A 20,880-nucleotide genomic window follows, 5' to 3' on the forward strand; every position below is an offset into this window, starting at 1 on the left:
TCTCTACGCCTGATCGCTCTACCTGCAAGGACACCTGCCGTGCCCGGCGGGTGGCCCGAGGGCACGAGGCTGGTCGCTCGCCGGGTGCGTCACGACGCGGTCGAGCTGTCCGCGGACCCGCGCTCGCGCCGCTCGCGGACCGTCGGTAAGGACCAATTCGCTCTGGTCCTGGACGGCCTGGAGGAACAGGCGTACGCCTACTCGTTCATCGCCACCAACGAGGAACTGGACCTGGACGTGGGGGTACCTCCCAGCCGAAGGCTGGGGGAGAGATCGCGACGGCGGAGTGGGAGTTCCGCCGCCGCACCAGGATCGAGGAACTCTTCCGCGACAGCGCCCACGGAGCCGGACCGAACCACCTGCCCTCCGCCTCCCACCAGATCAACAGCATGTGGATGTGGGGTGCACTGCTGACCTACAACCTGTCCGCGTGGCTGCAGATGCTCGCCCCGCTCGGCGCCGCGAGGCGTCGCATCGCAACAGTGCGCCGGCTGCTGATCCGCCGCGCCGCCCGCTGGACGGTCACCGCCCGCCGCCACGACCTGCGCTTCACCCCCGCCGCCGACAGGCTGATCGCCCAGACGCTGGCCCGGATCCGCGCCCACCGGCACCTCCTGCCCGCCTGACCGATCGCCTCGCCCCGGCCCGAGCCGCCCGCAACCGCCCTGGAAAGCCGCTCACCCGGCACGACAGCCGGGCCCTCGGCCTACCCACACGCCCCGCACCCGGGCCCATGACCCATCCAGAGATCAACTGACAGGCCATCGGCCACTACCTGCGGATTCGGGTCTGACCGGACCCACCCGCCGGTGGGAGCCCAAGCGCCTGCGCCTGCGGCCGTTCTCCGCCCCCGCCCAGCTCGCCACCACCGGCCGCCGATACCTCCGCCCTGCCCGCCACTGGCCCTGGACCGACCTGATCACCAGCGCCTTCGAGCGCCTGCAAGCCCTGCCCGACCCCGGCTGATCAGCCACAACGCCCTATCCCGACGAGCAGCCTTCACTTCCGGAGCCGTGGAACCCGGTGCCCACCCGGCGCATCAGCCGGACCACCGGCCTGCCCACCACCGCCCGAACAAGTCGAAACGGCCCCCCGGATGAACCGACGAACCGTCACGAAAGATCGAGGTTAAGCATCTGATGCAATTGCACCAGGTTCCGGCCGAGGTGCGAGTGGACTTCAAGCACGATGTTGACGCCGCCCGGCGACACGGTGATCTTGCTTCGGTCGCTCGGTCATAACTCGTCGTTGCTGGCGTCCGAGGGCCACTACGCCGTCACGGGCCGCGGCTCCCCGACCGTGGAGTACCTGCGCTCCTCTGCCCGCGCGGCGGATCGCCGCGCGGGCAGAGGAGCTCCGCGTCCTGCGCAGGTGCGCCGCTGGAAGCTCGCCGGCGCACAGTCACACGCCAGCACCTGGCCGGAACGACCTGAGCCGGGCGGACCCGCTACCACCCGCCTCGACGCACGCCGAGGGCTGGGCTACGAGACGACCGTTGGGGCGCCTCAGAAATAGGTGTAGGACATCGGGTTACTGGGGCCGGACGACGTGTGGACAACGACCGGCACAGTGCCGGGGGCATGGGGCGGTGCCACGACCGCGACGATGGCTCCCGAGTACTGCCAGACGATAACGGCCGGAACGCCGCCGAAGGTGACCCCGGTGATGCCGTTGAGGTTCGAGCCGATGAGAATGACGTCGTTGCCACCGCCAGCGGGCCCGAAGGGCGGAACGACGAGTTTCAGGATCGGAAGAGCTGGGCTGGTGACTGTCTGGGTGTCGACGGGTGAGGTCGATCCGTTGAAGCGGGCGCTTCCGCTGTAGACGGCGGTCAGCGCGTGGCTGCCGACGCCGAGGCCGGAGGTGGTGAAGGTGGCCACGCCAGCGACGAGGGTGGCGGTGCCCAGCAGGGTGGCGCCGTCGAAGAACGACACCGTCCCGGTGGGGGTGCCGGCTCCGGGGGCGACGGCGGTGATGGTGGCGGTCAGCACCTTGGGCTGGCCGAACACCGACGGGTCGGGCGCCGAGGTGAGCGCCGTTGTGGTGTTGGCCTTGGCGACCGTCTGGGTGTCGACGGGTGAGGTCGAGCCGTTGAAGCGGGCGCTTCCGCTGTAGACGGCGGTCAGCGCGTGGCTGCCGACGCCGAGGCCGGAGGTGGTGAAGGTGGCCACGCCAGCGACGAGGGTGGCGGTGCCCAGCAGGGTGGCGCCGTCGAAGAACGACACCGTCCCGGTGGGGGTGCCGGCTCCGGGGGCGACGGCGGTGATGGTGGCGGTCAGCACCTTGGGCTGGCCGAACACCGACGGATCGGGCACGGAGGTGAGCGCCGTTGTGGTGTTGGCCTTGGCGACCGTCTGGGTGTCGACGGGTGAGGTCGAGCCGTTGAAGCGGGCGCTTCCGCTGTAGACGGCGGTCAGGGCGTGACTGCCCACGCCGAGGGCGGACGTGGTGAAGGTGGCCACGCCAGCGACGAGGGTGGCGGTGCCCAGCAGGGTCGCGCCGTCGAAGAACGACACCGTCCCGGTGGGGGTGCCGGCTCCGGGGGCGACGGCGGTGACGGTGGCGGTCAGCACCTTGGCCTGGCCGAACACCGACGGATCGGGCGCCGAGGTGAGCGCCGTTGTGGTGTTGGCCTTGGCGACCGTCTGGGTGTCGACGGGTGAGGTCGAGCCGTTGAAGCCGACGCTTCCGCTGTAAACAGCGGTCAGCGCGTGACTGCCCACGCCGAGGGCGGACGTGGTGAACGTGGCCACGCCCGCGGCGAGGGTGGCGGTGCCCAGCAGGGTCGCGCCGTCGAAGAACGACACCGTCCCCGTCGGGACGCCGACACCGGGAGCGACGGCGGTGACCGTGGCGGTCAGCACCTTGGCCTGGCCGAACACCGACGGGTCGGGCACGGAGGTGAGCGCCGTTGTGGTGTTGGCCTTGGCGACCGTCTGGGTGTCCACCGGGGAGGTCGATCCGTTGAAGCCGACGCTTCCGCTGTAGACGGCGGTCAGCGCGTGACTGCCGACACTGAGGCCGGAGGTGGTGAAGGTGGCCACGCCAGCGACGAGGGTGCCGGTGCCCAGCAGGGTCGCGCCGTCGAAGAACGACACCGTCCCCGTCGGGACGCCGACACCCGGAGCCACCACGGTGACCGTGGCGGTGAGGACCTTGGGCTGGCCGAACACCGACGGGTCGGGCGCCGAGGTAAGGACGGTGACGGTACCGGCGGGGGTGACCGTCTGGATGTCGACGGGTGAGGTCGAGCCGTTGAAGTCGGTGTCGCCGCCGTAGACGGCGGTCAGCGCGTGGCTGCCGACGCCGAGGGCGGAGGTGGTGAACGTGGCCACGCCGCCGGCGAGGGTGGCGGTGCCCAGCAGGGTGGCGCCGTCGAAGAACGACACCGTCCCCGTGGGGACGCCGACACCGGGAGCGACGGCGGTGACGGTGGCGGTCAGCACCTTGGCCTGGCCGAACACCGACGGATCGGGCACGGAGGTAAGGACGGTGACGGTACCGGCGGGGGTGACCGTCTGGGTGTCCACCGGCGAGGTCGAACCGCTGAAGTCGGTGTCGCCACCGTAGACGGCGGTCAGCGCGTGGCTGCCGACGCCGAGGGTGGACGTGGTGAACGTGGCCACGCCGGCGACGAGGGTGGCGGTGCCCAGCAGGGTCGCGCCGTCGAAGAACGACACCGTCCCGGTGGGGGTGCCGGCACCGGGAGCGACGGCGGTGACGGTGGCGGTCAGCACCTTGGCCTGGCCGAACACCGACGGGTCGGGCGCGGACGTCAACACCGTTGTGGTGTCGGCCGCGTTCACCGTCTGGGCGTCCACCGGTGAGGTCGAACCGCTGAAGTCGGTGTCGCCGCCGTAGACGGCGGTCAGCGCGTGGCTGCCGACGCCGAGGCCGGAGGTGGTGAACGTGGCCACGCCGCCGGCGAGGGTGGCGGTGCCCAGCAGGGTCGCGCCGTCGAAGAACGACACCGTCCCCGTCGGGACGCCGACACCGGGAGCGACGGCGGTGACCGTGGCGGTCAGCACCTTGGGCTCGCCGAACACCGACGGATCGGGCACGGAGGTAAGTACGGTGACGGTACCGGCGGGGGTGACCGTCTGGGTGTCCACCGGTGAGGTCGAACCGCTGAAGTCGGTGTCGCCGCCGTAGACGGCGGTCAGCGCGTGACTGCCCACGCCGAGGCCGGAGGTGGTGAACGTGGCCACGCCGCCGGCGAGGGTGGCGGTGCCCAGCAGGGTCGCGCCGTCGAAGAACGACACCGTCCCCGTCGGGACGCCGACACCGGGAGCGACGGCGGTGACCGTGGCGGTCAGCACCTTGGGCTCGCCGAACACCGACGGATCGGGCACGGAGGTAAGTACGGTGACGGTACCGGCGGGGGTGACCGTCTGGGCGTCCACTGGCGAGGTCGAACCGCTGAAGTCGGTGTCGCCACCGTAGACCGCGGTCAGGGCGTGGCTGCCGACGCTGAGGGCGGACGTGGTGAAGGTGGCCACGCCGGCGACGAGGGTGGCGGTGCCCAGCAGGGTCGCGCCGTCGAAGAACGACACCGTCCCCGTCGGGACGCCGACACCGGGAGCGACGGCGGTGACCGTGGCGGTCAGCACCTTGGGCTCGCCGAACACCGACGGATCGGGCACGGAGGTAAGGACGGTGACGGTACCGGCGGGGGTGACCGTCTGGGCGTCCACCGGTGAGGTCGAACCGCTGAAGTCGGTGTCGCCACCGTAGACCGCGGTCAGGGCGTGGCTGCCGACGCTGAGGGCGGACGTGGTGAAGGTGGCCACGCCGGCGACGAGGGTGGCGGTGCCCAGCAGGGTCGCGCCGTCGAAGAACGACACCGTCCCCGTCGGGATGCCGACACCGGGAGCGACGGCGGTGACGGTGGCGGTGAGGACCTTGGGCTCGCCGAGCACCGACGGGTCGGGCGCCGAGGTGAGCGCCGTTGTCGTGTCGGCCGCGTTCACGGTCTGGGTGTCGACGGGTGAGGTCGATCCGTTGAAGCTGGTGTCTCCGCTGTAGACGGCGGTCAGGGCGTGACTGCCCACGCCGAGGGCGGAGGTGGTGAAGGTGGCCACGCCGGCGACGAGGGTGGCGGTGCCCAGCAGGGTCGCGCCGTCGAAGAACGACACCGTCCCCGTCGGGATGCCAGCACCGGAGGTGACCGTGGCAGTCAGCACCTTTGCCTCGCCGAACACCGACGGATCGGGCACGGACGTCAACACCGTTGTGGTGTCGGCCGCGTTCACCGTCTGGGCGTCCACCGGCGAGGTCGAGCCGCTGAAGGCGGTGTCTCCGCCGTAGACGGCGGTCAGGGCGTGACTGCCGACGCCGAGGGCGGAGGTGGTGAAGGTGGCCACGCCGGCGACGAGGGTGGCGGTGCCCAGCAGGGTCGCGCCGTCGAAGAACGACACCGTCCCCGTCGGGACGCCGACACCGGGAGCGACGGCGGTGACGGTGGCGGTGAGGACCTTGGGCTCGCCGAACACCGACGGATCGGGTGCGGAGGTGAGCGCCGTTGTGGTGTTGGCCGTGTTCACGGTCTGGGTGTCGACGGGTGAGGTCGATCCGTTGAAGCTGGTGTCTCCGCTGTAGACGGCGGTCAGGGCGTGACTGCCCACGCCGAGGGCGGACGTGGTGAACGTGGCCACGCCGGCGACGAGGGTGCCGGTACCCAGCAGAGTCGCGCCGTCGAAGAACGACACCGTCCCCGTCGGGATGCCAGCACCGGAGGTGACCGTGGCAGTCAGCACCTTAGGCTCGCCGAACACCGACGGATCGGGCACGGACGTCAACACCGTTGTGGTGTCGGCCGCGTTCACCGTCTGGGCGTCCACCGGCGAGGTCGAGCCACTGAAGGCAGTGTCTCCGCCGTAGACGGCGGTCAGGGCGTGACTGCCCACACTGAGGGTGGAGGCGGTGAAGGTGGCCACGCCCGCGACGAGGGTGCCAGTACCCAGCAGGGTCACACCGTCGAAGAACGACACCGTCCCCGTCGGGACGCCAGCCACGGAAGTGACCGTGGCAGTCAGCACCTTGGGCTCGCCGAACACCGACGGATCGGGCACGGAGATCAACACCGTTGTGGTGTCGGCCGCGTTCACCGTCTGGGTGTCCACCGGCGAGGTCGAGCCACTGAAGGCAGTGTCTCCGCCGTAGACGGCGGTCAGGGCGTGACTGCCCACACTGAGGGTGGAGGCGGTGAAGGTGGCCACGCCCGCGACGAGGGTGCCAGTACCCAGCAGGGTCACACCGTCGAAGAACGACACCGTCCCCGTCGGGGTGCCGACACCCGGAGCGACGGCGGTGACGGTGGCGGTCAGCACCTTGGCCTGGCCGAACACCGACGGATCGGGCGCGGACGTCAACACCGTTGTGGTGTCGGCCGCGTTCACCGTCTGGGTGTCCACCGGGGAGGTCGAGCCGCTGAAGGCGGTGTCTCCGCTGTAGACGGCGGTCAGGGCGTGGCTGCCGACGCTGAGGGTGGAGGCGGTGAAGGTGGCCACGCCCGCGACGAGGGTGCCGGTACCCAGCAGGGTCACACCGTCGAAGAACGACACCGTCCCCGTCGGGACGCCGACACCCGGAGCCACCACGGTGACGGTAGCGGTGAGGACCTTGGCCTCGCCGAACACCGACGGATCGGGCACGGACGTCAACACCGTTGTGGTGTCGGCCGCGTTCACCGTCTGGGCGTCCACCGGGGAGGTCGAGCCGCTGAAGGCGGTGTCTCCGCTGTAGACGGCGGTCAGGGCGTGGCTGCCGACGCTGAGGGTGGAGGCGGTGAAGGTGGCCACGCCAGCGACGAGGGTGCCGGTACCCAGCAGGGTCACACCGTCGAAGAACGACACCGTCCCCGTCGGGGTGCCGACACCCGGAGCGACGGCGGTGACGGTGGCGGTCAGCACCTTGGCCTGGCCGAACACCGACGGATCGGGCGCGGACGTCAACACCGTTGTGGTGTCGGCCGCGTTCACCGTCTGGGTGTCCACCGGGGAGGTCGAGCCGCTGAAGGCGGTGTCTCCGCTGTAGACGGCGGTCAGGGCGTGGCTGCCGACGCTGAGGGTGGAGGCGGTGAAGGTGGCCACGCCCGCGACGAGGGTGCCGGTACCCAGCAGAGTCGCGCCGTCGAAGAACGACACCGTCCCCGTCGGGACGCCGACACCCGGAGCCACCACGGTGACGGTAGCGGTGAGGACCTTGGCCTCGCCGAACACCGACGGATCGGGCACGGACGTCAACACCGTTGTGATGTCGGCCGCGTTCACCGTCTGGGCGTCCACCGGCGAGGTCGAGCCGTTGAAGCTGGTGTCGCCGCCGTAGACGGCGGTCAGCGCGTGACTGCCCACGCTGAGGGCGGAGGTGGTGAACGTGGCCACGCCAGCGACGAGGGTGCCGGTACCCAGCAGGGTCACACCGTCGAAGAACGACACCGTCCCCGTCGGGACGCCGACACCCGGAGCCACCACGGTGACGGCAGCGGTGAGGACCTTGGCCTGGCCGAACACCGACGGATCGGGCGCCGAGGTGAGCACCGTTGTCGTGTCGGCCGCGTTCACGGTCTGGGTATCCACCGGCGAGGTCGAGCCGTTGAAGCTGGTGTCGCCGCCGTAGACGGCGGTCAGGGCGTGACTGCCGACGCTGAGGGCGGAGGTGGTGAAGGTGGCCACGCCGGCGACGAGGGTGGCGGTGCCCAGCAGGGTCGCGCCGTCGAAGAACGACACCGTCCCCGTCGGGATGCCAGCACCGGAGGTGACCGTGGCAGTCAGCACCTTAGGCTCGCCGAACACCGACGGATCGGGCGCCGAGGTGAGCGCCGTTGTCGTGTCGGCCGCGTTCACGGTCTGGGTGTCGACGGGTGAGGTCGATCCGTTGAAGTCGGTGTCGCCACCGTAGACGGCGGTCAGCGCGTGACTGCCCACGCTGAGGCCGGAGGTAGTGAACGTGGCCACGCCACTGGGGTCCAGGGTACCGGTGCCCAGCAGGGTCGCGCCGTCGAAGAACGACACCGTCCCCGTCGGGACGCCGACACCCGGAGCCACCACGGTGACGGTAGCGGTGAGGACCTTGGCCTGGCCGAACACCGACGGGTCGGGCGCCGAGGTGAGCGCCGTTGTGGTGTCGGCCGCGTTCACCGTCTGGGTATCCACCGGCGAGGTCGAGCCACTGAAGCTGGTGTCTCCGCCGTAGACGGCGGTCAGCGCGTGACTGCCGACGCCGAGGGCGGACGTGGTGAACGTGGCCACGCCAGCGACGAGGGTGCCGGTACCCAGCAGGGTCACGCCGTCGAAGAACGACACCGTCCCCGTCGGGACGCCGGCCACGGAGGTGACCGTGGCAGTCAGCACCTTGGGCTCGCCGAACACCGACGGATCGGGCACGGACGTCAACACCGTTGAGGTGTCGGCCGCGTTCACCGTCTGGGCGTCCACCGGCGAGGTCGAGCCGCTGAAGCTGGTGTCTCCGCCGTAGACGGCGGTCAGCGCGTGACTGCCCACGCCGAGGGCGGACGTGGTGAACGTGGCCACGCCAGCGACGAGGGTGCCAGTACCCAGCAGAGTCGCGCCGTCGAAGAACGACACCGTCCCCGTCGGGACGCCGGCCACGGAAGTGACCGTGGCAGTCAGCACCTTGGGCTCGCCGAACACCGACGGATCGGGCGCCGAGATCAACACCGTTGTGGTGTCGGCCGCGTTCACCGTCTGGGTGTCCACCGGGGAGGTCGAGCCGCTGAAGGCGGTGTCGCCGCTGTAGACGGCGGTCAGGGCGTGACTGCCGACGCCGAGGGCGGACGTGGTGAATGTGGCCACGCCGGCGACGAGGGTGCCGGTACCCAGCAGAGTCGCGCCGTCGAAGAACGACACCGTCCCCGTCGGGACGCCGGCCACGGAGGTGACCGTGGCAGTCAGCACCTTGGGCTCGCCGAACACCGACGGATCGGGCACGGACGTCAACACCGTTGTGGTGTCGGCCGCGTTCACCGTCTGGGTGTCCACCGGCGAGGTCGAGCCGCTGAAGCTGGTGTCTCCGCCGTAGACGGCGGTCAGGGCGTGACTGCCGACGCCGAGGGCGGACGTGGTGAACGTGGCCACGCCCGCGACGAGGGTGCCAGTACCCAGCAGGGTCACACCGTCGAAGAACGACACCGTCCCCGTCGGGACGCCAGCCACGGAAGTGACCGTGGCAGTCAGCACCTTAGGCTCGCCGAACACCGACGGATCGGGCACGGAGATCAACACCGTTGTGGTGTCGGCCGCGTTCACCGTCTGGGTGTCCACCGGCGAGGTCGAGCCGCTGAAGCTGGTGTCTCCGCCGTAGACGGCGGTCAGCGCGTGACTGCCCACGCCGAGGGCGGAGGCGGTGAAGGTGGCCACGCCCGCGACGAGGGTGGCGGTGCCCAGCAGGGTCACACCGTCGAAGAACGACACCGTCCCCGTCGGGACGCCAGCCACGGAAGTGACCGTGGCAGTCAGCACCTTGGGCTCGCCGAACACCGACGGATCGGGCACGGACGTCAACACCGTTGTGGTGTCGGCCGCGTTCACCGTCTGGGTGTCCACCGGCGAGGTCGAGCCGCTGAAGCTGGTGTCTCCGCCGTAGACGGCGGTCAGGGCGTGACTGCCGACGCCGAGGGCGGACGTGGTGAACGTGGCCACGCCCGCGACGAGGGTGCCAGTACCCAGCAGGGTCACACCGTCGAAGAACGACACCGTCCCCGTCGGGACGCCAGCCACGGAAGTGACCGTGGCAGTCAGCACCTTAGGCTCGCCGAACACCGACGGATCGGGCACGGAGATCAACACCGTTGTGGTGTCGGCCGCGTTCACCGTCTGGGTGTCCACCGGCGAGGTCGAGCCGCTGAAGCTGGTGTCTCCGCCGTAGACGGCGGTCAGCGCGTGACTGCCCACGCCGAGGGCGGAGGCGGTGAAGGTGGCCACGCCCGCGACGAGGGTGGCGGTGCCCAGCAGGGTCACACCGTCGAAGAACGACACCGTCCCCGTCGGGACGCCAGCCACGGAAGTGACCGTGGCAGTCAGCACCTTGGGCTCGCCGAACACCGACGGATCGGGCGCCGAGATCAACACCGTTGTGGTGTCGGCCGCGTTCACCGTCTGGGTGTCCACCGGCGAGGTCGAGCCACTGAAGGCAGTGTCTCCGCCGTAGACGGCGGTCAGGGCGTGACTGCCCACACTGAGGGTGGACGTGGTGAAGGTGGCCACGCCCGCGACGAGGGTGGCGGTGCCCAGCAGGGTCACACCGTCGAAGAACGACACCGTCCCCGTCGGGATGCCGTCCACGGAGGTGACCGTGGCAGTCAGCACTTTGGCCTGGCCGAACACCGACGGATCGGGGGCCGAGGCGAGGGCGGTGGCGGTAGTGAAGGGAACGGTGTCGGTGACGCTGACGGTGTTGGCGCTGTTGTTGGTCACGTACTCGTGCAGTCCGTCGGGAGTGATCGCCACATCGAACGGCCCGGTTCCCACGGGAATGGTGGCCACGGTGGTGTTGGTGGCGGTGGCGATCACGCTGACGGTGTTGTCACCGTTGTTGGTCACGTACGCGTGCAGCCCGTCGGGGCTGACCGCGACGCCGGTGGGCGCGGCACCCACGGTGATGGTGGCGGTGACGGTGTTGGTGGCGGTGGCGATCACGCTGACGGTGTTGTCACCGTTGTTGGTCACGTACGCGTGCAGCCCGTCGGGGCTGACCGCGACGCCGGTGGGCGCGGCACCCACAGCAACCGTGGCGGTGACGGTGTTGGTCGCGGTGTCGATCACGCTGACGCTGTTGCCGCCCTCGTTGGTCACGTACGCGTGCAGCCCGTCGGGAGTGATCGCCACCCCGAACGGCACGGTCCCCACAGCAACCGTGGCGGTGACGGTGTTGGTGACGGTGGCGATCACGCTGACCGTGTTGTCACCGCTGTTGGTCACGTACGCGTGCAGTCCGCCGGGAGCGACGGCCACTCCGAACGGCCCGCTTCCCACGGGAATGGTGGCCACGGTGGTGTTGGTGGCGGTGGCGATCACACTGACGCTGTTGCCGCCCTCGTTGGTCACGTACGCGTGCAGCCCGTCGGGAGTGATCGCCACATCGAACGGCCCGCTTCCCACGGGAATGGTGGCGGTGACGGTGTTGGTGGCGGTGGCGATCACGCTGACGGTGTTGTCGCCCTCGTTGGTCACGTACGCGTGCAGCCCGTCGGGAGTGATCGCCACCCCGGTCGGGAAGCTGCCCACCGCCACCGTCGGATCCGGCGGCGTCACAACAGCCGCACTCTGCTTGAGCCTTCCGAGGCCCAACAGTTGACGCCACGTCGACTGAAAACTCTTGGCCATGATACGCCCCTTGATCCAGGCCTGATCGGGGTGGGGCGCCTGAGAAAGATAGTTGACGTTCAGTCAGGTAAGCGTCAACAACAGAGCGTCTCGCAACCTTTCAAGGGTGCCCACCCGGCATCTCCGCTGGCCGTTACGGCCAGAACGGGCAACGGCCCGTTCCCCGGGAAGGGATGGGCAGCCCACCGGGTCGAATGTCAGCAGTAACGCACCATCCCGGTAGCCAGAACAGGCCGCGCGCGAATTTTTCACCCTGACGGAGTAATCGAGTCGTCGAGTCGAGTCCGCAAAGAGAGGCGCCCACAGGGGCGGCGAGGCGGACATGTTGGTCGACCAAGCGGCAGGCGACACTTGCGCGGCTCGGGCTTTCCCATAGCCACCATGCAGTTGGCCCTGCTCGCAACCAGCCGAAGCCGCAATGGCTGATCAACTCACCTGATGCCAGCCACTTGAGGCACTTCTACACGCTGGAGTGTCCCCGCCGGCAGGTCGATGGGCCAACTCTTCCCGCCCTGGTGAACCTCGCATCCGAAGGACGCGTGCTGCATGCCCAAACGAGCCGGGTTTCTCTCCCCGCCCCGACAACAACTCGCCTTGATCATAAGTCACCTTATTACACCGTCAGGGTGAAACATTCGTGCGCGGCCTGTTCTGGCTACGGGGATGGTGCGTTACTGCTGACATTCGACCCGGTGGGCTGCCCATCCCTTCCCGGGGAACGGGCCGTTGCCCGTTCTGGCCGTGACGGCCAGCGGAGATGCCGGGTGGACACCCTTGGAAGGTTGCGAGACGCTCTGTTGTTGACGCTTATCTGACTGAACGTCAACTATCTTTCTCAGGCGCCCCACCCCGATCAGACCTGGATCAAGGGGCGTGTCATGGCCAAGAGTTTTCAGTCGACGTAGCGTCAACTGTTGGGTCTTGGAAGGCCCAAGCAGAGTGCGGCTGTTGTGACGCTGCCGGATCCGACGGTCGCGGTGGGCAGCTTCCCGACCGGGGTGGCGATCGCTCCCGACGGACTGCACGCGTACGTGACCAGCAACAGCGCCAACACCGTCAGCGTCACCGACACCGTTCCCTTCACTACCGCCACCGCCCTCGCCTCGGCCCCCGATCCGTCGGTGTTCGGCCAGGCCAAAGTGCTGACTGCCACGGTCACCTCCGTGGACGGCATCCCGACGGGGACGGTGTCTCGACAGCGCCACCCTGCTGGGCACCGCCACCCTCGTCGCCGGCGTGGCCACCTTCACCACCTCCGCGTTCACCGTCGGCAGTCACGCGCTGACCGCCGTGTACAGCGGAGACACCGACTTCAACGGCTCGACCTCCCCGGTGGACACCCAGACGGTCACCAAGGCCAACACCACCACCACGTTGACTGCTACGCCGAACCCCTCGGTGTTCGGCCAGCCGGTGAGCCTGACGGCGACCGTCAGCGTCGTCGCCCCCGGAGGCGGCATCCCCACCGGCACGGTCACCTTCTTCATCGGCGGCATCCCCCAGGCGCCGGTCACCCTGTCCGGGGGCGTGGCCACCCTGACCAACTCCACCCTCAGTGTTGGCATGCACTCGGTCAGGGCCACCTACAACGGGAGTGGCAGCTACAACACCTCCACCTCGGCGACCATCAACCAGACGGTCGCCAAGGCCAGCACCAGCACGGCGTTGACCTCGACGCCGAACCCGTCGGTGCACGGGCAGTTGGTGAGCCTGACGGCGACCGTCACCGCCACCGCCCCCGGTGCCGGCACCCCCACCGGGACGGTGTCGTTCTTCGACGGCGCCACCCTGCTGGGCACCGGCACCCTCGTCACCGGCGTGGCCGCGTTCAGCACCTCCACCCTCAGCGTCGGCAGCCACTCGTTGACCGCCGTCTACGCCGGAAGCACCAGCTTCAACGGCTCCACCTCACCCATCGACACCCAGACAGTGGTCTGATCACCTGAACCCGCCCGGGCCGGCCTTCGGGCCGACCCGGGTGAGGCATGTCCGGGGTACGCGCGAGGAATGGATGAGCTCCGCGAACTCCGACCGCTTCGGCGAGGTCCGGGGCTACCGGGCGACCGCCTGCCCGCCCCCGAGCTCCCCGGCACCCCCGCTGAAGCCCCGCGGACGCGTCGTCGGGCACGGACGTTGTGGGCGTGTGTGAATGGTCGGGCCAGTACCGCCGTCCTCCACGCCGGTCACCGCCACTCATCGACAGGCCCCAGACCGGGGGCCCGGGCCGGGGCGTTGTCGCGGACTACAGTCCGGGGGTGTAGGGGGCGACGCCGATGATCAGGATGTCGCGCCGACCCTCGTCACCCCCGGCACCGAGGCGGACCGGGCCGACGTAGTGGCTGACGCGGCAGTCGTGCACGCCGTAGCCGTCCAGCGGCTCGGTCAGGACGAAGCGGGCGTGGACGGCCTCGGGCGCCAGCGCGTCGGGCTGTCGGCCGGCACTCTCGGGCGTGGCGATGACGTTCTCGCCGCCCTCCACGTTCCGCCGGCCGACGAGGTGGGCGAAGGTGAAGGTGGCTGGTGAACCTCCGTCCTGGTGCAAGCAGTTGGGCGAGGAGATCGCGACTTGCTCCCGGTCGCGCGCGGCGAGCGAGATCAGGTGGACGCCGACGTAGACCGGGGCGCGCCGGAGGTCTTCCAGCCACATGGCGTGGCCCAGGTCCGCGCGGATCAGCGCGTCGAGCAGCCGGTTGCCGCGCAGGGCGGGTGGGACGTCGGGCAGCCTCCGGAGCACCCGCGGGTACTCCGGGTTGTGCTCGTCCTGCCAGTACTCGGTGACGGTGCCGAACTCCTCGTCGGGCGCGCCGGGGATGTAGGACAGCTCGCCGGTCCACGGCAGGTACACGGCGTGCGAGTATCGGCGGAACCGGTTGGTCGCCCGCGCGTACGGATCCCGGGGCAGGTCCCGGTAGGCCGCGGCGAGCTCGGCGAGCTCGTCCGCCAGTGCGTAGGTGTCGATGCCCAGGTCCGCTGCGCCGAGCCGGGCGTAGCCGTCCCGGCGGACCCGCGTGGCCTGCCCGCCCGGCTGGGCTCCGTCCACCCGACCGGACGTGGTCGCGGTCTCGTCCATCCGATGCTCCCTACACTGCTGGCCGGGTTCCGGCACGGGTTCGTCTGCCCGCCCGTGTCCGGCCGTCTCCCCTCCACGCTGGCACGCCCCGGGCGACCGCACCGCCGTGGCGTCCGCCGTGCGGATGAGCGCGGGCGCGCGGGGCGGGAGCGCGCCGTCATCCGGTACCCGTGGAACACGCCCGGTGGCGGGCCGGCCGGAGCCGTTCGGCCGAGCGTCCGCAGCGCCCGGATCGGCTGTGGGCTCGCGCTGGGGCGGTGCCACCGGCCGCGCGAACACGGTGCGGACATGCGGCCGGTGTGACAGGTGTGAACGCTGCCGGAGCGGGCACCCGCCCGGCATGCTGCTGGTTCGACCGCCCGGGGTCTACTCACCCCAGGCGGACACGGAACTGCTGACCGCCTGTGTGCGCCGGGAGGCGCTGGGCGGCTCCAGCCGCGTGCTCGACCTGTGCACCGGGACCGGGGCCGTGGCGCTCGCCGCCGCGCGCACCGGGGCGCTGGTCACCGCGGTCGACCTGTCCGCCCGGGCGGTCGCCGCCGCCTGGTGCAACACCCTCCTTCACCGCGGCCGGGTCAGGCTGTACCGGGGTGACCTGCTGGATCCGATCCCCGACGAGCGTTTCGACCTGGTGACCGCCAACCCGCCGTACGTCCCCGCCGGCCCCGACCGGCGGGGACCCGGCCGGGGCGCGGCCCTGGCCTGGGACGCCGGGCCGGACGGTCGGCTGGTCCTGGACCGGATCTGCCGGACGGTCCCGCGGGTGCTGACCGGGGGCGGGGTGCTGCTGGTCGTACAGTCCGACCTCGCGGACGTCCCGGCGACCCTCGCACTGTTGCGTGCGGCCGGGCTGCGCACGTCGGTGGTGGCGCGGCGGCGCCAGCCGTTCGGGCCGGTGATGACGGCCCGGGCCGCCCTGTTCGAGCAACTCGGGGTGATCGGTCCGGGTGAGCGTGAGGAGGAGCTGGTGGTGGTGCGCGGTGTCCGCGAGCCCTGACCGGGCCGCCACCCGGGTGAGCGTCGTACCGGGAGGCCCGCTGCTGGTCGAGGGTCCGGTGGAGGTGATCCTCCCGGACGGCGCCCGGCGGCTCTCCGAGCGCCCGGTGGTGGCCTTGTGCGTGTGCCGGCGCAGCCGTATCTACCCGTTCTGCGACACCAGCCACCGTCGGCGCGGCCGGGCCTGCCGGGAGTCAGACCGCGACGTCGGCGAGGGGTGAGCGCAGGGACGTCCGCCCGGCGCGCCAGGAACCGAGCAGGTGCTCGGCGAAGCGGGCGTCGACCGTGGTGGCGGCGGCGATGCCGAAGGCGATGTCCTCGGCCAGCTCCGGTTCGGTGGCGAGGAGCTCCGCGATGACGCCGCGGCGTACCAGCTGCTCGTGGACGGCGTCGGCCTCGACGTGCTCACGGTAGAACAGGGTGCCGTCCGCCCCGCCGCCCATCCGCTCCAGGGCTTCCGCGAGCCGGGCCGAGCCGGGCGAGGAGGTGATCTCGATGGCCGCGAACTGCCCGACGGCCGCGCCGCGCAGCGCGCGGTGCAGCCCGAAGAGGGTCATGAGGTTGACCACCGCCAGCATGGGGGCGGGAACCAGGTCCCGGTAGCGCCCGTAACCGGGGTCGAGGCCGAAGGCGGCCATCATCCGGGCGAAGAGCAGGCAGTGGGCCCGTTCGGGGCGTCCGGCGCCGTACTCGTCGTAGGCGATCGCCATGAGCGTGGCCTGCGCCGGGCCGTGGATCCGCGGCAGGACCCACAGTTGCGGGTCCGCCTCCTTGAGGTGGTAGACGGACCGGTGCACCAGGTACTCCCGAGCGTGCTGGCGCTCCCCCTCCGCCAGCAGGAAGTGCGACGGCCCGAAGTCCGCGGACGGCTCCGCCAGCAGTTGCTCCAGCAGGTACCGCAACGGGGGTACCGGCTGCGTCTCGGCGTGTACCGCGGCCAGGAAGGACTCCTCCAGCTCGCGGCGCAGAGCGAGGAGCCCGGGATCCCATTCCCAGCCCGGGTCGACACCCGGCAGGCCCCGGTCGTGGAGTTCGTAGCACAGGTGCAGTGCCAGCTGGTGGTCCTCGCCCCAGGGGTCGTGGGAGGGACTGAGCGGTGTGAGCCGTGGTCCTGTGCCGGGAGGCCCGTCCGCAACGAGTTCGAGCACTGCCGCCGACAGCGGCCCGCGTGGTGCGGGGAGCGGGGCGTCGGGCGTCCCCTCCCCCGGGCCCGACGTCGGTTCCTGCTGCTCACGTCCGTCCATGCTGTCCGTCTCCTCGTCTTCAGCCCCGCGGTGCGCCGCGGCGGCAGTCCCGCTGACCCCGGCCCCGGGGCAGTCGACCGGCCCCAGCGGCACCGCTGGCGCAGGATGAGCAGGAACACCGCCGCGGCGTCCTCCGCTTCTCAGCCGTTGCCCTCCGGGGCGCCCATGACGCGATCTGCTGCGGCGTGCGCGGCACCCTTGACGTCCTCGACCGCGTGCGAGTCGATCCATCAATTGTCAGCTTTTGCCCGATGGACGACTTTCGTACACATCGGACCGGCGGCTCGTTCTCGAGGGCTCCCCCGGCGTTTCGGCGACGCGGGCCCGGTAAGACGCCGGCCATGAGCATCCGCCCGCGTCCGAAGCCCCGCACCGTGTCGTCGCCGGCGCCACCGCCGGGGTGTCACGGGTGTTGCACTGACACACGGTGCCCTGGAGGCATGTCATGGTCGACGGGCTTCCCGCGCCGCTGACGACGGGGACGGACGAGCCGTGGCCCGGTTTCTGCCCGGGGTCCCGCGCGGCGGTGGAGAGCCTCGCCACGACCGACAGCGGCCTGGACCTGCAAGCCCGACTCGCGAAGAGGCTCACCAAGTCCGACGACGCCCCCCTGCCGATCGGGGTACCACAGGTGCTGGCCGAGGGCCAGCGTGAGCGGCTGGCGGCACTGGCCCGCTCGTACTACCGGATGGTGGAGGCGGTCGTCGCCGCCTATCCGCAGGACGAGCGGCTGCGCCGACTCATCGTCGCGCCACCGGAGCTCGCCGCCGACCTGCTGGTGGTCAGCGATCCCCGGCAATGCGGCGTGCACGCCATGCGGATCGATGTGCTACCCCAACCTGACGGCACCGTCAAGGTGTTGGAGACCAACGCCAGCACACCCGCGCTGCTGATGTTCTTCGGCCTGCTGGCAAGGACGTGGCGCGGGTTCCTCACCGCGAACGGTGTCCCCCTCCCGGTCGCCCTGCCCGCCGAACGCGAGCACTGGATGGCCGACTGGTTCCTCGCGGCCGCCCGGCAGGAGACCGGACAGTGCCCCTCGCATGTCCCGCTGCTGCGTGAGAGGGGCGGCTGGCGCCTCGAGCTGGACATCCTCCAGCGCCTGTTCGCCTCCCGCGCGGTGGAATCCGAGGAGGTCGACCTCACCGAGCTGCGCTACGGGCCCGACGGCCCGAGCTTCGCCGGCCGGCCCTTCCGACATGCCTACTTCGCCTATCTCACCCGCGACTTCTGTCGCATCCGGCACCGGATCGACTCCTTCGTGCGTGCCCTGCAGCAGGACGAGGTCTTCGTCCAGAACCGGATGCTGGGCCGCTGGGTGGGCGGCAGCAAACTGGCGCTGGCGGTGATGTCGGATCCCCGCTTCGCGGACCTCTTCGATCCCGCGGACCTGATCGTCGTCACACCCGCGCTGCCGTGGTCGCGCGCACTGGCCTGCTGCAGCGATGAGGAGTTGGCGCGGATCGCCCACGAGCGTGCACGCTACGTGCTCAAACGCCCACTCGACTACGGCGGGCAGGGCGTGGTGATCGGACGGGAGACGCCCCTTGCGCGCTGGCGCACCGCCCTGGCCTCGGCACGCCGCGAGAGCTGGCTGGTGCAGGAGTTCTGCCCCAGCCCGGTCCACGGCGTCGGGCCCGGTGGCGAACCGATCCGGCACGACCTGACAATCGGAGTGGTAGGCGGTGAGATGTCCGCGCTGCTGATGCGCACCAGCTCCGAGTACCGGGTGAACATCAGCCGGAGCGGAGTGCTGCACCCCGTCTTCGCTTGATCCACTCCACCTCACATGATCCGCCGGCCGAGCGCCCCGCCACTGCGGCGCTCGGCTCGGCCAACGCGGTGAGTGCCCCACCGCACCCCATCCTCTTCGGCACGGAGGACCGCCCCCATGCCATTCCACCCGCAGTCCCTTCCGCTGCCGGGAACCCGGGCCGACGCTGCCCGCACCGACCGCGCGCTCCTGGACCGTGTGCTTGCCATCTACAAGGACGACTGCCGCTATCTCACATGGGCCGAAGCCGCGCCGGCCGACCACCCGGTCGGCTATCCGCTGCGGGGCGCCGGCCAGTTCACCATCCGCGAGTCCTGCTACGTCGACGCGCCCGGCAGCTTCCACCTCAACGCGGTGGAATTCAACATCTGCTTCAACCAGATCATGTACTACCTGATCGCCGCGGCGGTGCACGATCGGCTGGCCGCTCCCTTCTCCTCCTGGACCATGGACGACTTCTGGCAGCGCCAGCGGCCGGACATCCTCATCATCGACTTCCACAGCACCTTCCGTTCGCCGGTGACCAGCCGGAACTTCCAGGGCGAGACCACCATCACCGGGGTGCACCGGAAGAACGGGCGCAGCGGGCCCTTCCTGCTGGTCGACATGACCTGCGGCTTCTCCGACCGCGCCGGAGGGAACTGCCACGGCGAGGTCACGCTGGCCATCATCCATCCGCCACAGGAGTAGCCGGTACGTTCGGAGGGCACCCGCGCTTCCCGCCCGGCCGCGACCGGTTCGGGGCGGCGACCGGCACCCGGCGCTGGGGCCGGGGGAGTCTGCACGGGCCCGGCGGGGAGGTAGAAAAGGGCACATGTCCGACGGCCTCCCCGCGCACCCCAGGAGGAGTCCGGCGCCGCGTTCACCATGATTGTCCGGCTTTCCGACGAGCACCCGATTTGCCCGAAAGGGGGGACTTTCGGCCCGGCTGCGCTTCCGAGGCCCACCCTCGCCCTACCGTTGCACAGCGCAAAGAACACGGAGTGGGTGGACTCCCCCGCCCCCGACGACGGAGTCGGCAACCCGATGACCCATGGCAACCGTTCCCGCCGGTACCGCCCGGTCCTGATGTCTCTCGCGCTCGCGCTCTGCGCACCGGCGGCATGTTCGCCGCCCCCGGACAAGGAGCCTTCCGCCCCCGCTCCAGCCACCTCACCAGGCCCGACCCGCTCACCGGCGACCGCGGACCAGTCGGCCGCGGCAACCCCGCAGCCGACCGGAGGGCCGCTTCCCGGCATGCCGGCGCCACTGGACCCCCACGACCTCTACGCCGCCGACCGCCCAGGCCAACTGGCCGACGCCGTGAGCCAGTTCCCCTCACGGGTCTACGTACCGAACACCGAGTCCGACACCGTCAGCGTGATCGACCCCGCCACCTACCAGGTCGTCGACACCCTGCACGTGGGCCGCCAGCCCCAGCACGTCGTCCCCTCATGGGACCTCAAGACGCTGTGGGTCAACAACGACCTCGGCAACAGCCTCACTCCCATCGACCCCGCCACGGGGAAGCCGGGCGAGCCGGTGGACGTCCACGACCCCTACAACCTCTACTTCACCCCGGACGGCCGCCACGCCGTCGTCATGGCCTCCGCCGACCACCAGCTCGTCTTCCGCGACGCCCACACCATGGGCATCGTCAAGTCCGTCCCGGCCGACTGCGCGGGCGTCAACCACGCCGACTTCTCCCCCGACGGCCGCTACTTCATCGTCTCCTGCGAGTTCTCCGGCGAACTCCTCAAGGTCGACACCGCCGCCATGACCGTCCTCGCCAAACAGAAGATCCCCCACAACGGCTCCATGCCCCAGGACGTCAAGATCTCCCCGGACGGGCGGACCTGGTACGTCGCCGACATGGTCGCCGACGGTGTGTGGGTCCTGGACGGCGACGCCTTCACGCCACCCACCCTGCTGCCCACCGGCCGCGGCGCCCACGGCCTCTACGTCAGCCGGGACTCCAGGAACCTGTACGTCTCCAACCGGGGCGAAGGCTCCATCTCCGTCCTCGACTTCGCCACCAACCAGGTCACCGCCACCTGGCACCTGCCCGGCGGCGGCAGCCCCGACATGGGGGGCGTGTCCGCCGACGGCAAGGTCCTGTGGCTCAGCGGCCGCTACGACTCCGCCGTCTACGCCATCTCCACCGACGACGGCCACCTCATCTCGAAGATCAAGGTCGGCGCGGGGCCGCACGGCCTGTGCGTCTACCCCCAACCCGGGCGCTACTCCCTCGGACACACCGGCATCTTCCGCTGAACCACGCCGAGCCCGAGGGAGGAACCGCCTCACGGACCGAGAACCGGACAGGGCCGGCAAGTGGCGCCACGTCAGACCGATGGGCCGGCCGGGCCCCACCCTCCGGTTGGGGCCCGGCAATCCCGGCGCGATTCGGTGAGCGACTTCAAACCGATGGCCAGCCGGACGAGGCGGGCGGCCGGCGGCAGCGGGCCGCCCGCC

The 20,880-nt window shown here is 70.7% G+C and carries 11 protein-coding genes; 7 read left to right on the plus strand and 4 right to left on the minus strand.

The annotated features are described in order from the left end of the window. Nucleotides 1–272: 272 nt before the first annotated feature. A complete protein-coding gene (locus O1G21_RS04510; protein ID WP_270150767.1) occupies nucleotides 273–626 on the plus strand; it encodes a transposase in 354 nt (117 codons plus the stop codon). An 879-nt stretch (nucleotides 627–1,505) separates the two neighbouring features. Here O1G21_RS04510 and O1G21_RS04520 read toward each other — a convergent pair. Further along, nucleotides 1,506–11,342, minus strand: coding sequence for an Ig-like domain repeat protein (locus O1G21_RS04520; RefSeq protein ID WP_270140973.1), 9,837 nt, complete (start codon nucleotides 11,340–11,342; stop codon nucleotides 1,506–1,508). Nucleotides 11,343–12,249: 907 nt separating this feature from the next. Then, nucleotides 12,250–12,495 (minus strand): hypothetical protein, encoded by a 246-nt coding sequence (locus O1G21_RS04525; protein WP_270140975.1) that lies wholly within the window; start codon nucleotides 12,493–12,495, stop codon nucleotides 12,250–12,252. A 53-nt stretch (nucleotides 12,496–12,548) separates the two neighbouring features. Between O1G21_RS04525 and O1G21_RS04530 the strand changes: the two genes are divergently transcribed. Further along, entirely contained in the window at nucleotides 12,549–13,280 is a 732-nt protein-coding gene (locus tag O1G21_RS04530; RefSeq protein WP_270150768.1) for an Ig-like domain-containing protein, read from the plus strand. A gap of 304 nt (nucleotides 13,281–13,584) precedes the next feature. On the opposite strand, the gene O1G21_RS04535 is transcribed toward O1G21_RS04530, so the two are convergent. After that, on the minus strand, nucleotides 13,585–14,412 hold the full coding sequence (locus tag O1G21_RS04535; RefSeq protein ID WP_270140977.1) for a 2OG-Fe dioxygenase family protein: 828 nt from the start codon (nucleotides 14,410–14,412) through the stop codon (nucleotides 13,585–13,587). Between the two features lie 340 nt (nucleotides 14,413–14,752). Here O1G21_RS04535 and O1G21_RS04540 point away from each other — a divergent pair, with 340 nt between their 5' ends. Further along, nucleotides 14,753–15,409, plus strand: a complete 657-nt coding sequence (locus O1G21_RS04540; RefSeq protein ID WP_270140979.1) for a HemK2/MTQ2 family protein methyltransferase — start codon at nucleotides 14,753–14,755, stop codon at nucleotides 15,407–15,409. Then, the gene (locus O1G21_RS04545) at nucleotides 15,393–15,629 is read left to right on the plus strand and encodes a CDGSH iron-sulfur domain-containing protein (protein WP_270140981.1); all 237 of its coding nucleotides are present in this window, start codon (nucleotides 15,393–15,395) and stop codon (nucleotides 15,627–15,629) included. The genes O1G21_RS04540 and O1G21_RS04545 overlap by 17 nt, the downstream gene beginning before the upstream one ends. Here O1G21_RS04545 and O1G21_RS04550 read toward each other — a convergent pair. Beyond that, complete coding sequence (locus O1G21_RS04550) at nucleotides 15,603–16,652, minus strand: iron-containing redox enzyme family protein (protein ID WP_270140983.1); 1,050 nt, start codon at nucleotides 16,650–16,652, stop codon at nucleotides 15,603–15,605. The two genes, O1G21_RS04545 and O1G21_RS04550, sit on opposite strands and share 27 nt — an antisense overlap. Before the next feature lie 445 nt (nucleotides 16,653–17,097). Here O1G21_RS04550 and O1G21_RS04555 point away from each other — a divergent pair, with 445 nt between their 5' ends. The 3 genes from O1G21_RS04555 to O1G21_RS04565 all read left to right on the plus strand — a co-directional run bounded on the left by O1G21_RS04555 (nucleotide 17,098) and on the right by O1G21_RS04565 (nucleotide 20,679). Further along, nucleotides 17,098–18,426 carry a hypothetical protein gene (locus O1G21_RS04555; protein ID WP_270140985.1) on the plus strand — a complete coding sequence of 443 codons (1,329 nt, stop codon included), beginning with the start codon at nucleotides 17,098–17,100 and terminating at the stop codon, nucleotides 18,424–18,426. Nucleotides 18,427–18,543: 117 nt separating this feature from the next. After that, a complete protein-coding gene (locus O1G21_RS04560; protein ID WP_270140987.1) occupies nucleotides 18,544–19,116 on the plus strand; it encodes an FcoT family thioesterase in 573 nt (190 codons plus the stop codon). A 336-nt stretch (nucleotides 19,117–19,452) separates the two neighbouring features. Further along, nucleotides 19,453–20,679 (plus strand): YVTN family beta-propeller repeat protein, encoded by a 1,227-nt coding sequence (locus O1G21_RS04565; protein ID WP_405000781.1) that lies wholly within the window; start codon nucleotides 19,453–19,455, stop codon nucleotides 20,677–20,679. Nucleotides 20,680–20,880 lie beyond the last annotated feature (201 nt).

The organism is Kitasatospora cathayae (assembly GCF_027627435.1).
Taxonomy (GTDB): domain Bacteria; phylum Actinomycetota; class Actinomycetes; order Streptomycetales; family Streptomycetaceae; genus Kitasatospora; species Kitasatospora cathayae.